We start from the raw sequence: 13,361 nt of genomic DNA, 5'->3' as shown, positions 1-13,361 counted from the left end.
CCGATCGCCGTCCACAGCCGCCCGGTCGTCCACAGCGGGTCGTCGGCGCCCTCGCCGGCCCACGTGCGGTCCCAGGGTCGCTCGTGTGGACGAACCCCCGATCCCCGTCATCCGCCTCGGCGACACCGGCGAGGTCGCCGCGGCCCTGCCGCACCTGCTCGGCTTCCGGCCGGCCGAGTCGGTGGTGCTGGTCAGCCTGCGCGGTCCCGGCGGCAGCCGGGTCGGCCTCACCGTGCGCGCCGACCTCCCGCCTCCCGGGGCGGCCGCGGCGCTGGCCCGCACGCTCGCCGTCAAGCTCGTCACCGACGACCCCGGGGCCGTGCTCCTCGCGGTGGTGTCCGACTCCCCTGACGTCCTGGCGCCGGACGTCACGGTCCTGCCGGTCGCGCCCCCCGGGTCCGGCGACCTCGAGGCCCGGCCGGAGCTGCCGCACCGCGACGTGGTGCACGAGCTGGTGCTCGCCCTCGACGCGCGGGACGTCCCCGTCCGCGAGGCGCTGCTGGTCCGCGGCGGCCGCTGGTGGGACTACGACTGCCCGCACCCGTGCTGCGGGCCCGGCGCGGGCACGCCCGTCCCCGAGGGTGCCAGCCCGCTGGCCGCGGCCGCGGTCGCGGGTGGCGCGGTGCTGGCACCCGACCGCGACGCGCTCGCCGCCCGCATCGCCCCGGCCGAGGGGCCCGCCGCCGCGGCGATGGCGGCGCAGTGCCTGCGGACCGGACGGCGGCACGCCGCCCGCCTGCGCTCCGGTGCTGCGGACGAGGTCGCCGAGGCGGGCGCCGCCCTGGTCGCCGACGCCGTGGCCGCCTGCCGGCCGGGGCCGGCCACCGCCGGCACGCGGCTGCCCGACGCCCGCGTGGCCGAGGTGCTCTGGGCGCTCACCGTGCCCGACGTCCGTGACCGGGCGCTCGCCCTGGCCCTCGGCGAGGACGCCGCGGCCGCCGAGGTGCTGTGGACGGAGTGCACCCGCCGCGCGCCGGTGCCCCTCGACGGCGCGCCCGCGACGCTGCTGGCCGTCAGCGCGTGGCTGCGCGGCGACGGCGCCACGGCCAACGTCGCGCTCGACCGGGCGATGGCCGCCGACCCGGGCGCGCGGCTGCCCCGGCTGCTGGCCGAGGGCCTGGCCGCGTGCGTGCCGCCGGCCGAGCTGCGCGCGCTCATCCGCAGCACGCTCCTGACGGATGCCGGCTGAGGGTCAGAGCAGTGCGGGTCGCTGCCACTCCTGGCCGAGGACGTGCTCGGCCAGGAAGGCGATCACCGTCTCGTACCAGACCGCGGAGTTGCCGGGGGTGAGCACCCAGTGGTTCTCGTCGGGGAAGTAGAGGAACCGCGAGGGCACGCCGCGCTTCTGCAGGTCGTACCAGAGACGCAGGCCCTCGCCGATCGGCACGCGGTAGTCCTTGTCGCCGTGGATGACCAGCACCGGCGTGCGGATGGCGTCGGCGAACCGGTGCGGCGAGTTCTGCTCGTAGCGCTTGGGGGTCGCGAGCGGGTCGCCCCACTCCTTCTCCCAGTAGTAGGCCGCGTCCGTGGTGCCCACGAAGCTGTCGAGGTCCCACAGGCTGGCGTGCGTGACGATCGCCCGGAACCGGTCGGTCTGGGTGGCCACCCAGTTGGCCATGTAGCCGCCGAACGAGCCGCCCATCGCCGCGGTGCGCTCCGCGTCGAGGTCGGGCCGCTCCAGTGCGGCGTCCACGGCGGCCATGAGGTCGGTGTAGGGCGCCCCGCCCCACTCGCCCCAGCCGCGCCGCACGAAGTCCTGGCCGAAGCCCTGCGACAGCGCCGGGTTGGGCAGCAGGACGGCGTAGCCGCGGGCGGCCAGCACCCACGGGCACCAGCGCCACGACCAGGAGTTCCAGCTCATCAGCGGTCCGCCGTGGATCCACAGCAGCAGCGGCGCCGGGTGCTCGGCCGAGGCGCCCTCGGGCAGGACCAGCCACGACTGCACCTCGGCGCCGTCGGCGGCGGTGGCGCGGACCTCGGTCAGCGTCCCCGGCAGCCGGCCGACCGCGCCCGGAGCGGGCAGCGGGTCGGGGTGCTGGCCGGTCGCCCGCGGGTCGAGCCGGACGGGGACCGGTGGCTCGTCGTAGGCCGAGCGCAGCGCGTAGAGGGCGCTGCCGTCGCGGGCCACCTGCAGGTCGCTGTAGGCGCCGTCCGTGGTCAGCCGCACCGGGTCCCCGCCGGCCAGGTCCACGCGGAACAGCGCGTGCCGGCCGTCGTCGTCGGCGAGGAAGTAGACGGCGTCGCCGTCGGCGGCGAACTGCGGGGCGCTGGGCCAGCGGTCGAAGCCGGTGGTGAGCTCCCGGGTCCCCGCGGAGGCGACGTCGACCAGCAGCAGCGTGAAGTCCGGCGGCTCGGCGTAGGTGGTCGTCGTCTCGCGGACGCACACCACGGAGGCGCCGTCGGGGGAGAAGGCGCCGGAGTGGACGTCGGCCAGCGGGTCGTCGGCCAGCACCCGGCTCTCCCCGGTGGCGGTCTCCACGAGCACCAGCCGGGTGCGGCGGCCGGCCGGGCCGTCGGGCACCTGCTCGTGCCGCAGCGCCCGGGTCCCGTCGGGGGAGAGGGTCACCCACTCGCCGGCTCCGACGGGCGGGCCGGCGTCGGGGGTGAGGTCGCGGAGGTCGACCGGCTCGGAGGCCTCCCCGGCCGGGTCCTCCGCCGGCACGGCGCCGGCCCAGAACAGGTGCGGCACGGCCGGGCCGAGGTCGGCGTCCCAGTACCGCACGGGGTAGGCCTCGTGCAGGATCGCCGTCACCCCGGCGTCCTTGCGGGCCGTGCGGCGCTCGCCGTCCTCGGCGGCGTCCGCGGCACCCGGCATGGCCGAGGCCACCACCACGACGTCGCCGCTGTGGGCGGCGACCGCGAAGCCGCCCACGCCGCCGCGGCGGGTCACCACCGGGCGGGCCTCGCCACCGCCGGCCGGCAGCGCCCACAGCGCCGGCTCCGGCTCCCCGGCGTCCTTGCCGGCGGCCGGGTCGGGTCGGGCGGAGACGAACAGCAGGCTGCCGTCGGGGGTGAAGGACGGCGCGGACTCGCCCGGTGCGCTGCGGGTCAGCCGCCGGGGCGGGCGCTGCCCGGCGGGGTCGACCTCCCACAGCGCCGACTGCCAGCGCGTGCGCTCCGGGCCGAGCGTCTGCACCGAGACCGCCAGCCGGGTCCCGTCGGCCGACAGGGCCAGGCCGGACACCCGCGGGAGCGCGACGAAGTCGGCGAGGCGCTCGAAGGAGGAGCCGGGAGGTGCGGCGGGAGCCTCCGCGGAGTCGTCGGTCGGGTGGTCGGGCTGGCTCACCGGGGCTCCTCGCGGGCTGGGCGCGGTTCCGTCTGGCAGACGGTGGCCGCCACCGTAACGAGCGGCGCCCGGCACCCGCGGGGAGCGGTGCCGGGCGCCGAGGGCCCGCGAGGGGCCCGTCGCCTACAGCTGGGCCGCGGCCTCCGCCGGGGTCAGGTCCTCGTCGAGCGCGGCCACGAACAGGTGCTGGGCCACGCCCGGTGGCAGGGCGACCCCGTCGAGGGTGACCGTCCCGTTGGCCGACCGGGCGACCATGGTCGCGCCGGGGCGCACGCCCTGGTCGGCGAGCCGGCGCAGCAGGGTGGCGTCCTCCTGCAGCTGCTCGCTGATCCGCCGGATCGTCACCCGCCGCCCCTCGGCGGTGGCCGACGTCGACAGCAGGACGAGGGCGTCGAGCACGGCGGAGGTCTCCCCGCCGAGGGCGTCGAGGCCGGGGATCGGGTTGCCGAAGGGGGAGACCGTCGGGTTGCCGAGCAGGGTGAGCAGCTTGCGCTCGACCGCCTCGCTCATGACGTGCTCCCAGCGGCACGCCTCCTCGTGGACGTCGGCGTAGTCCAGGCCGATGACGTCGACGAGCAGGCACTCGGCCAGCCGGTGCTTGCGCATGACCGCGGTGGCCAGCGCGCGGCCGGTCTCCGACAGCTGCAGGTGCCGGTCGCCCTCCACGGTGAGCAGCCCGTCGCGCTCCATGCGCGCGACGGTCTGGCTGACGGTGGGCCCGCTCTGGTGCAGCCGCTCCGCGATCCGCGCCCGGAGCGGGACGATCCCCTCCTCCTCCAGTTCGAAGATCGTGCGGAGGTACATCTCGGTGGTGTCGATGAGGTCGTTCACTGGCACTCCTCCGTGTCGCCGCCGATCCTACGGCGCACGGGCCACCTGCCCGGTCGTCCGCGGCGAGTCGGCGACGGGCGGGCAGGCGGCGGTGGGGAGGGCGGCGCCCCGGTACCGGCGGTAGCGTCCCGGCAGGGCGGGCCGCGGACGACGACGTCCCGGCGCCGGCGCCCCGACGGTGACAGGAGGGCCCCGTGAGCGACTCGGTGGCCGTCGTCTGGGACGACGCGCTGCTCGGCTACACGCTGGGCGGTGACCATCCGCTGCACCCGGTGCGGCTGGACCTGACCATGCGGCTGGCCGACGGCCTCGGCGTCCTGGCGTCGAGTCGCATCGACGTCGTCGCCCCCACCCCGGCCGGCACGGACCTGCTGACCCTGGTCCACGACCCGGCCTACCTCGAGGCGGTGCGGCGCGCACCCACCCACCCCGACCCCGCCTACGGCCTGGGTACCGCGGACAACCCCGTCTTCGAGGGCATGTACGACGCCGCCGCGCTCATCACCGGCGGCAGCGTGCAGGCCGCCGAGCTGGTCCACTCCGGCCGGGCGCAGCACGCGGTCAACATCTCCGGCGGCCTGCACCACGCCATGCCCGACCGCGCGTCGGGGTTCTGCCTGTTCAACGACGCCGCGATCGCCATCCGGTGGCTGCTCGGCCAGGGCTACGAGCGCATCGCCTACGTCGACCTCGACGTGCACCACGGCGACGGCGTGCAGGCGGTCTTCTACGACGACCCGCGGGTGCTCACCGTCAGCATCCACCAGACCCCGCTGACCCTCTTCCCGGGCACCGGCTTCCCCGAGGAGACCGGCCACCCGGAGAAGGCGCTGGGCAGCGCGGTCAACATCGCCCTGCCCAACGGCACCGACGACTCCGGCTGGTTGCGCGCCTTCTCCGCCGTCGTCCCCGGCGTGCTGCGGGCCTTCTCCCCGCAGATCCTGGTCACCCAGTGCGGCTGCGACACCCACCACGAGGACCCGCTCGCCGACCTCGCGCTCACCGTCGACGGCCAGCGGGCCGGCTACCGGGCCGTCCACGAGTTGGCGCACGAGATCTGCGACGGCCGCTGGATCGCCCTCGGCGGGGGCGGCTACGGGCTGGTGCGCTGCGTGCCGCGGGCCTGGACCCACCTGCTGGCGGAGGCGTCGGGCGAGCAGCTGGACCCGGCGACGGCGATCCCGCAGTCCTGGCGCGACGACGTCGTCGCCCGCGGGCTGCGTGCCCGGCCGCCCACGCACATGACCGAGGGCGGCTACACCGGCTTCTCCGCCTGGGACCCCTTCACCGAGTCCCGCGTCGACCGGGCCATCGGCCGCACCCGCAAGGCCTCCTACCCCTGGTTCGGCCTCGACCCGGACGACCCCCGTGACTGACAAAGGACCCCGTCCTCCTCACCACTCGCAGGCTCGCGGCGAGCCTCTGGACGGGGCCGCGGGCGCTGCGGCGGGGCCGACCGTGGACCCCGCCGGCGGGGGAGGGTCACCCGTGCCCGAGCCGCCCGCGCCCAAGCCGCCCGCGCACTGGGAGGCCGACATCATCGCCGCCGACGGCGGCACGGTGCACCTGCGCCCGATCTGCCCCGAGGACGCCGACGGGCTGACCGGCCTCATGGAGCGCAGCTCCGACCAGACGCGCTACTACCGCTTCTTCGGGCCGATGAAGCGGCTCAGCGACAAGGACCTGTACCGCTTCACCCACGTCGACCACGACGACCGGGTCGCCTTCGTGCTGCTGCTCGGCGACCAGCTGATCGGCGTCGGCCGCTACGACCGGTACCCCGGCACCACCGACGCCGAGGTCGCCTTCCTCGTCGAGGACGCCCACCAGGGCCGCGGGCTGGGCTCGGTGCTGCTCGAGCACCTCGCCGCCGCCGCCCGCGAGCGCGGGATCACCGCCTTCGTCGCCGAGGTGCTGGCGCAGAACGGCCGGATGGTGCGGGTCTTCCTCGACGCCGGCTACCAGCCCAGCCGCTCCTACGAGGAGGGCGTGGTCCACCTCTCCTTCCCGATCGCGCCCACGCAGACCTCCCTCGCCGTCGCCTACGAGCGCGAGCAGCGCAGCGAGTCGCGGTCCATCGCCCGGTTGCTCACCCCGTCGTCGGTCGCCGTCGTCGGGGCGAGCAACGACGAGGGCAAGATCGGCAACCTGGTCCTGCGCAACCTGCTCGACTACCGCTTCGACGGGCCGGTGTACCCGGTCAACCCCGGCGCCCGGCACGTGCGCGGGGTGCCCGCCTACGCCTCCATCGAGGACATCCCCGGTGACGTCGACCTCGCGGTCGTGGCCGTCCCGGCCGACGAGGTCGCGAGCGTGGTGGAGGCCTGCCGCCGCAAGCGGGTCCGCGGCCTGGTGGTGATCTCCGGCGGGTTCGGCGAGTCCGGCCCCGAAGGCCGGGCGGCCGAGCGGCGGCTGGTCGCCTCGGCGCGGGCCTCGGGGATGCGGGTGGTCGGCCCCAACTGCCTGGGCATCGTCAACACCGACCCGGCGATCCGCCTTGACGCCAGCCTCGCCCCCCGCGTGCCCGGGCGCGGGCGGGTCGGCTTCTTCGCCCAGTCCGGTGCCCTCGGGGTGGCGCTGCTGGAACGGGCCGGCGACCGCAACATCGGCCTGTCGACCTTCGTCTCGGCCGGCAACCGCGCCGACGTCAGCGGCAACGACCTGCTGCAGTACTGGGCCAGCGACCCCGGCACCGAGGTCGTGCTGCTGCACCTGGAGAGCTTCGGCAACCCCCGCAAGTTCGCCCGGCTGGCCCGGCGGGTGGCGCGCACCAAGCCGGTGGTCGCGGTCAAGAGCGGCCGGCACGGCGGGCTCACCCCGGGCCTGGCCGGCACCTCGGTGTCGGTGCCGGAGCAGTCGGTGGCCGCGCTGTTCGCCTCGGCCGGCGTCATCCGCGTCGAGACCGTCGCCCAGCTGTTCGAGGTCGGAATGCTGCTCGCCCACCAGCCGCTGCCGGCCGGGGACCGCGTCGCCGTCGTCGGCAACTCCACGGCGCTCGGCGTGCTGGTGGCCGACTCCGTCCTCGACCAGGGGCTGTCGCTGTCCCACGAGGCGCCGGTCGACATCGGCAGCGCCGGCAGCCCGGAGGCGTTCCGGGCGGCGGTGCAGGACGCCGTCGACGACGACGGGGTCGACGCCGTGGTCGCGGTGTTCCTCCCGCCGCTGGTGCGCACGTCCCCGGACGCCTACGGCCGGGCGCTGCGCGAGGTGTCGCTGGCGTCGGCCAAGCCGGTGCTGGCGACGTTCCTCTCCGCCGAGGGCATCCCGCCGGAGCTGACCGTGCCCGACGAGGCCGGCATGCCCGCCCGCGGATCGGTGCCGTCGTACTCCACGCCCGAGCGGGCCGTCATCGCGCTGGCCCGGGTGACCGAGTACGCCCGCTGGCGGCAGCGGCCGATCGGCACCGTGCCCGACCTGCCCGACGTCGACGCCGGGCGGGCGCGGTCGGTCGTCCTCGGCGCGCTCACGGAGGCGCCGGGCGGGCGGCAGCTCACCGACGACGAGACGTTGGCGCTGCTGGCGGCCTACGGCGTGCCGCTGCTGGGCACCCGGGTGGCGACCACGGCCGAGGAGGCCGTCGCCGCCGCCGATGCGGTCGGCTACCCGGTGGTGCTCAAGTCGACGGCGCCGTGGCTGCGGCACCGCACCGACCTCGGCGGGGTGCGGCTGGACCTCGCCGACGCCGCCGCCGTCCGCGCCGCCTTCGGCGCCATCCCCGCCGGCGACCCGGTGATCGTGCAGGAGATGGCCGCGCCGGGCGTGGCCACGGTCGTCGAGGTCGTCGACGACCCGTCCTTCGGCGCGCTGGTCAGCTTCGGCGTCGGCGGGGTGGCCACCGAGCTGCTCGGCGACCGCGCCTACCGCACCCTGCCGCTGACCGACCTCGACGCCGCCGAGCTGGTGCGCGAGCCGCGGGCCTGGCCGCTGCTCGACGGCTGGCGGGGTGCCGAGCCGGTCGACGTCGCGGCGCTCGAGGACCTGCTGCTGCGGGTGGCGCGGCTGGCCGACGACCTGCCCGAGGTGCTCGGCCTGACGCTGTCGCCGGTGATCGCCGGCCCGGCCGACCCGCCGCACGGCGGCCGGTCGCTGGTCGTCGCCGGAGGCACCGTGCGCGTGGGCCCGCCCACGGCTCGCATCGCGCCCGGCCCGCGGCGGATGCGCGACCCCGCGTAGCGCCGCGGCCGGGGTGTCACCTCCGCCAGAACAGGTGGTGGGTGACCCCGCTCGAGCTGGGGACCACGTCGCGGTGGAAGCGGTCGAGCAGCTCGTCGGGCGACGTCCACAGCCGGGAGCCGGCGCCCAGCTCGACCGGGGAGACGGCGACGTGCAGCGTGTCGACGAGGTCGGCGTCCAGGAACTGCCGGATCACGGTGGCGCCGCCGCCGAGTCGCACGTCGGCGCCGCCGGCCGCCGCACGGGCCTGCTCCAGCACCGTGGCCGGTTCGGCGTCGGTGAAGGAGAACGTCGTGTCCGACAGCCTGAACGAGGGCCGCAGGTGGTGCGTCATCACGAACACGGGCGTGTGGAACGGCGGCTCGTCCCCCCACCAGCCCCGCCACTCGTGGTCCTGCCAGGGGCCGCGGTGGGGCGAGAACTTGTTGCGGCCCATGATCTCGGCGCCGATGCCGTGCGCGAAGTCGCGGACGAGGAGGTCGTCGAGGCCGCGGCTGCCGCCCGGCCCGGCGCGGCCGGGGAAGCTCGCGGTGGCGATGGCCCAGGCCATCAGCACCCCCGGGTCGGCGTGCCCGAACGGGCGTTCCAGGCTCTGGCCCTCGCCCGCCCCGTACCCGTCGCTCGAGACGGTGAAGTTCTGCACCCTCAGCTGGCCCACGATCCCCTCCTCGGTGTCGGCGACGGGATGACCGCCGGCGGCACCGGAACTCATCGGGGTGGCGGGCCGGGCGCCGCCCCGATCAGGGACGGCGGCCGGTGAAGGCGAGCAGCTTCGTCTGGTCGTCGGCGTCGTCGGGCACCGGGACCCGCGCGCCGTAGTGGCCGCTGCTGCGCAGGGCCGCGTCCCACGGCTCGATGCCGGCGAGGAAGCCCGACGCCTCGGCGGCGTCGAGCCTCTCGTCCTGACCGGTGGCGCGGGCGAGGTCCCAGGCGTGCACCAGCAGGTCCATCAGGCCGGTCATGGCCACCAGGTCCTCGAGCGGCATCTCCCCGGCGCGGGTGGAGGTCTGCTGGTGCGCCGTCGCCGGCTCCTCGAGCACCGAGCGGATCGCCGCGTCGGCGGCCCGCCACGCGCCGGCCGGGTCGTCGTCGACCGACGGGCCCTCGGGCAGCGGCACTCCCACGGCGCCGAGGTAGAGGGAGGGCATCCAGTCGACGACGTGCCGGACGACGTCGCGCGCCACCCAGCCCTCGCACGGCGCGGGGGCGTCCCAGCGATCCGCCGGCACGGCGTCCACCCGCCGGCCGAAGTCGTCGGCCAGCCGCTGCCACCGCTGTGCCGTCGTCCGTTCCGTCGTGGTCATCGCCGCCTCCTCAACCGATCGGTTGAGGAATAGCGTGGCCCGCACGGGCGGCCCTGTCAACGCCGAGAGCCGGCTCCCCGTGGGGGGAACCGGCTCTCCGAGCGGCTGGAACGGCCTCCTCGCAGGGACCCGGCCCGAGCGGAGCGAGGGTCGGGGGGCGAGGAGGTCCTTCACTAGCCCAGGTAGTCGCGCAGGGCGTCGGCGCGCTGCGGGTCGCGCAGCTTGGCCATCGTCTCGCGCTCGATCTGGCGCACCCGCTCGCGGGACAGACCGAACTGCTTGCCGATCTGCTCGAGTGTGCGGGGCTGGCCGCCGTCGAGGCCGAAGCGCAGCACCACGACGTCGCGCTCGCGGTCCTCCAGCGTGGAGAGGACGGTGCGCACGTCGCCCTTCATCATCTGGAAGGCCACCGCGTCCTCGGCCACCGCGGCGTCGGCGTCCTCGATGAAGTCACCGAGGCGGGACTCCTCGTCGGCGCCGACGGTCTGGTCGAGGCTGACCAGGTCGCGGCTGTACTCGAGCAGCTCGGTGACCCGCTCGGGGGTCATGTCGAGCTCGAGGCCGAGCTCCTCCGCGGTGGGCTCCCGCTCGAGTTCCTGGTGCACCCGCCGGCGGGTCCGCACCACCTTGTTGACCTGCTCGGCCAGGTGCACGGGGAGCCGGATGGTGCGGCCGGAGTCGGCCATGGCGCGGGTGATCGCCTGGCGGATCCACCACGTCGCGTAGGTCGAGAACTTAAAGCCCTTGGTGTAGTCGAACTTCTCGACGGCACGGATGAGGCCGACGTTGCCCTCCTGGATGAGGTCGAGGAAAGTCATGCCGTGGCCGGTGTAGCGCTTGGCCACCGAGACCACGAGGCGCAGGTTGGCCTCGAGCAGGTGCCGCTTGGCGGCCTTGCCGTCGGCCGCGAGGGCCTTGTAGTCGCGCTGCAGGGCCGGGGTGAGCTGCCGCTCGGTGAGCAGCCGCTCGGCGTAGAGCCCGGCCTCGATGCGCTTGGCCAGCTCGACCTCCTGCTCGGCGGTCAGCAGGGCGGTCTTGCCGATCGTGTTGAGGTACACGCGCACCAGGTCGGTCGACACCAGGCCACTGGTGTCCGGCTCGCGTCGCGGCGAGCGGACCTCGAGAGCGTCACTGGGGGAAGACTGGAGGAGCGTCACGGGATGTCTTCGTCCTTGCCTGGAGTTCGGATGCATGTACCGGCTCTCGTGGCCGGTGGGACACCCGCGTCTGGGGTGGAGCGCCGCTGTCCGGGCGGCACCCCGCTGTTCTTCCGTTGTGGTCCGTTGTGTTACACCCCGTTCAACGGCTCCGACGGGGCCTGGTGTTCCTGCAGGCCCGGGTTCACAGGAGAAGCACAGGCCGTGTGTTCGGTCACCTTCGGTACCCGACCGGTCGCGCGTCAGACCTCCAGGAGCAAGGTCATCGGGCCCTCGTTCACCGAGGCGACCGACATCCGGGCCCCGAACACCCCGGTCGCCACCTCGCTGCCGCGCCGCCGCAGCTCGGCGACCACCTCGTCGACCAGCGGTTCCGCGACCTCGCCGGGAGCCGCGGCGTCCCAGGACGGACGGCGGCCCTTCCGTGTGTCGCCGTAGAGCGTGAACTGGCTGACGACGAGCACCGGCAGCCCGAGGTCGCCGGCCGAGCGGGCGCCGTCGTCGGTGGGGAACACCCGCAGCTCGTGGATCCTCCGCGCCAGCGTGCGGGCGCGGCCGGCGTCGTCGTCCCGGCCGGCGCCGACCAGCGCGAGCAGGCCCCGCCCGATCTCCCCGACGACGGCGCCGTCGACGGTCACCGACGCCGACGAGACCCTGCTGACCACCGCGCGCACCGGACCATCCTGCGCCCGGCACCGAAGCCACCGGCACCGCTCCGGGACGCCGCCGTCCGGAAGTGCGCGTAACGTCGGTCACAGGTTGTCCCGGCCCGGACCGCCGCGGAGCCCCGGCCGGCGAGCCGGAGCCCGACGAAACACGAGGACCCGAGTCGAACAGCCGGCCCGGGTCGTGGAGGTCGGCCGATGACCGCGCCGCCGTGGGCACACCGCGCACTCCCGATCAGGGACACCGAGTCCGCCGTCGTCGGTCGGTGGCACCCCGAGACGCTGGCCGAGCTCACCGTCTCCCGGCGCCAGCTCGGCTCCGCGCTGCACGACGGCGCCCGGCCGGCCGCGGCCGTCGAGGGCGCGGTGCAGCGGCTGCTCCTGGCCTTCGAGGAGCTGGCGTCCAACGCGCTGCGCCACGGGGGCCCCCCGACCGAGGTGACGGTCATCCGGAGCGGCCGCTCCTGGCTGCTGGAGGTCAGGGACGCCGCGGTGGACAGCCCCCCGTCACCGGCCGTCCACCGGGACCCGGCGCACGGCGGCATGGGCCTGTCCCTCGTCGCCACCATCTGCGCCGACCACGGCTGGACCGTCGAGGGCCGGTGCAAGGTGGTGTGGGCGCGGGTGGACTACACCTACGCGGAGGGCCCCGGCGCGTCCCCGCGCCGGCGCCCCCGGCGCCCGGGAGGCCGCGGCCGCCGACCGCCCGGCCTGGGGCACTGACCGTCCGGCCGCGAGGGGGGATCCCCGTGCGGCCGTCCGGGAGGCGCCGGCACGGGGACCCCGGGACCCGGACGCCGCACGGACGCGTGACCGGATCCGGACCCCGCCGGTCAGGCGGAGTGCGCCTCCCGTAGGCCCGTCCGGTCGCGCAGATCGACGGGTCCGAGCTCCTCCGGCGTCGCCTCACGTGCGGCGATGCCGCCCAGGATCCGGTGCAGTCCCCACAGGTACTGCTCGGTGGAGACGTAGCCGGCCATGGTCGCGGCCGCCTCCGCGCTGCGGGGGAAGTCGTCGGCCGGTGTCGCGGAGAAGGCCGCCTTCCGGGCGGCGACGCGCTCGGCCTCCGGCGGCAGCGGACCGGGACGGGAGGTGTCGGCGACCTCCAGCGCGATCGACCCGAAGACGTAGACGATGAGCAGGTAGGACGCCCGTGCGGCGTCGGCCGGACCGAGTCCGGCGTCGGCCAGCAGTTGCAGCAGTCGTTCGTTGAGGGTGAGCGCGTGGGGCCCGTCCATGGGCCCGCCGATCATCAGGGGGACCGCGCCGGGGTGGGCCGAGAGGTGGGCCCGCAGCTCCAGGGCCAGGGCCTCGACGCGTTCGTGCCAGGGCCGGGCCCGGTCGGCGAACACGTCGTGGTCCACCCCGCCGAGCAGCCGCTCGACGAGGCCGCGCACCACGGCGGCCTTGTCCGGGAAGTAGGTGTAGACCGCGTTCGGGGCGACGCCGACCCGTGCGGCGATGCCGCGGATGGATGCCGCATCGGCGCCGCCCTCGTCGAGCAGGTCCAGCGCCGCATCGAGGATCTCGTCCTCGGTCAGCGCGCGACGCGGGCCGCGCCTGCGTCGGATCTCCGAGACGGACATCGGTGCTCCCTACCCCCTTGACGTCACCGGCAACACAGGAGAACGCTCCTGTACGCCGTCCAGATAATGTACGCCGTCCAGGGAGTGCCCGTCGTGACCGTGACCGTGGACCACCGCCTGCGCCGCACGGCGGGGACCCTGTTCGTGGCGGGCGCCCTGGCGTTCGCGGGGGCGGCCACCGCGCTGTCCTCGACGTTCGACTGGCCGGACGTCCTGCGGGAACCGGCTGCGGTGGTGCTGCCGGCCGTCGTCGCCGGCGGGGCGGGCCTGACCTGGACGTGGTTCGCCACCGCCTGGACGTACGCGATCCTGCTCGTCCCGATCCTGCTGCTGCCCGCCGTGCTGGGACGGCGCGGCGA

Annotated in this window: 12 protein-coding genes; 5 read left to right on the top strand and 7 right to left on the bottom strand. The window is 75.7% G+C overall.

The annotated features are described in order from the left end of the window. Positions 1 to 85 precede the first annotated feature (85 nt). Positions 86 to 1,189, top strand: coding sequence for a DUF4192 domain-containing protein (locus BM165_RS16165; RefSeq protein ID WP_075014596.1), 1,104 nt, complete (start codon positions 86 to 88; stop codon positions 1,187 to 1,189). Between the two features lie 3 nt (positions 1,190 to 1,192). Here BM165_RS16165 and BM165_RS16160 read toward each other — a convergent pair whose 3' ends face one another. Together BM165_RS16160 and BM165_RS16155 are read right to left on the bottom strand one after the other, a co-directional pair. After that, positions 1,193 to 3,286 carry an alpha/beta hydrolase family protein gene (locus BM165_RS16160; protein ID WP_143108190.1) on the bottom strand — a complete coding sequence of 698 codons (2,094 nt, stop codon included), beginning with the start codon at positions 3,284 to 3,286 and terminating at the stop codon, positions 1,193 to 1,195. A gap of 123 nt (positions 3,287 to 3,409) precedes the next feature. Beyond that, positions 3,410 to 4,117 carry an iron-dependent transcriptional repressor DtxR gene (locus BM165_RS16155; RefSeq protein ID WP_075014595.1) on the bottom strand — a complete coding sequence of 236 codons (708 nt, stop codon included), beginning with the start codon at positions 4,115 to 4,117 and terminating at the stop codon, positions 3,410 to 3,412. A gap of 194 nt (positions 4,118 to 4,311) precedes the next feature. Here BM165_RS16155 and BM165_RS16150 point away from each other — a divergent pair, with 194 nt between their 5' ends. Together BM165_RS16150 and BM165_RS16145 are read left to right on the top strand one after the other, a co-directional pair. Continuing rightward, entirely contained in the window at positions 4,312 to 5,493 is a 1,182-nt protein-coding gene (locus tag BM165_RS16150; RefSeq protein ID WP_075014594.1) for an acetoin utilization protein AcuC, read from the top strand. A gap of 112 nt (positions 5,494 to 5,605) precedes the next feature. After that, the gene (locus BM165_RS16145) at positions 5,606 to 8,290 is read left to right on the top strand and encodes a bifunctional acetate--CoA ligase family protein/GNAT family N-acetyltransferase (RefSeq protein ID WP_075014593.1); all 2,685 of its coding nucleotides are present in this window, start codon (positions 5,606 to 5,608) and stop codon (positions 8,288 to 8,290) included. Positions 8,291 to 8,306: 16 nt separating this feature from the next. Here BM165_RS16145 and BM165_RS16140 read toward each other — a convergent pair whose 3' ends face one another. From BM165_RS16140 to dtd, 4 genes are all read right to left on the bottom strand, one after another. Further along, positions 8,307 to 8,948 (bottom strand): dihydrofolate reductase family protein, encoded by a 642-nt coding sequence (locus BM165_RS16140; protein ID WP_075014592.1) that lies wholly within the window; start codon positions 8,946 to 8,948, stop codon positions 8,307 to 8,309. A gap of 82 nt (positions 8,949 to 9,030) precedes the next feature. Beyond that, a complete protein-coding gene (locus tag BM165_RS16135; RefSeq protein ID WP_075014591.1) occupies positions 9,031 to 9,594 on the bottom strand; it encodes a TIGR03086 family metal-binding protein in 564 nt (187 codons plus the stop codon). A 173-nt stretch (positions 9,595 to 9,767) separates the two neighbouring features. Then, positions 9,768 to 10,673 carry an RNA polymerase sigma factor SigB gene (sigB, locus tag BM165_RS16130; RefSeq protein ID WP_280140721.1) on the bottom strand — a complete coding sequence of 302 codons (906 nt, stop codon included), beginning with the start codon at positions 10,671 to 10,673 and terminating at the stop codon, positions 9,768 to 9,770. Between the two features lie 320 nt (positions 10,674 to 10,993). Continuing rightward, complete coding sequence (gene dtd / locus BM165_RS16125) at positions 10,994 to 11,425, bottom strand: D-aminoacyl-tRNA deacylase (RefSeq protein ID WP_075014589.1); 432 nt, start codon at positions 11,423 to 11,425, stop codon at positions 10,994 to 10,996. 189 nt (positions 11,426 to 11,614) lie between these two features. On the opposite strand from dtd, the gene BM165_RS16120 reads away from it, so the two are divergent. Then, complete coding sequence (locus BM165_RS16120; RefSeq protein ID WP_075014588.1) at positions 11,615 to 12,139, top strand: ATP-binding protein; 525 nt, start codon at positions 11,615 to 11,617, stop codon at positions 12,137 to 12,139. 110 nt (positions 12,140 to 12,249) lie between these two features. Here BM165_RS16120 and BM165_RS16115 read toward each other — a convergent pair whose 3' ends face one another. Beyond that, positions 12,250 to 13,002, bottom strand: coding sequence for a TetR/AcrR family transcriptional regulator (locus BM165_RS16115; RefSeq protein ID WP_083427419.1), 753 nt, complete (start codon positions 13,000 to 13,002; stop codon positions 12,250 to 12,252). Between the two features lie 93 nt (positions 13,003 to 13,095). On the opposite strand from BM165_RS16115, the gene BM165_RS16110 reads away from it, so the two are divergent. Further along, positions 13,096 to 13,361: hypothetical protein (locus tag BM165_RS16110; protein WP_208976774.1), on the top strand; the 266-nt coding region annotated here is incomplete at its 3' end.

This window comes from Geodermatophilus obscurus (assembly GCF_900115395.1).
Classification (GTDB): Bacteria; Actinomycetota; Actinomycetes; order Mycobacteriales; family Geodermatophilaceae; genus Geodermatophilus; species Geodermatophilus obscurus_B.
The sequence above is the reverse complement of the archived record's forward strand: the minus strand, read 5'-3'. Positions and strand labels throughout refer to the sequence as shown.

Coding starts and splice junctions, on each gene's coding strand:
- BM165_RS16135 (WP_075014591.1), bottom strand. CDS start 9,594: ATGACCACGACGGAACGGACGACGGCACAGCGGTGGCAGCGGCTGGCC.
- BM165_RS16120 (WP_075014588.1), top strand. CDS start 11,615: ATGACCGCGCCGCCGTGGGCACACCGCGCACTCCCGATCAGGGACACC.
- BM165_RS16115 (WP_083427419.1), bottom strand. CDS start 13,002: ATGTCCGTCTCGGAGATCCGACGCAGGCGCGGCCCGCGTCGCGCGCTG.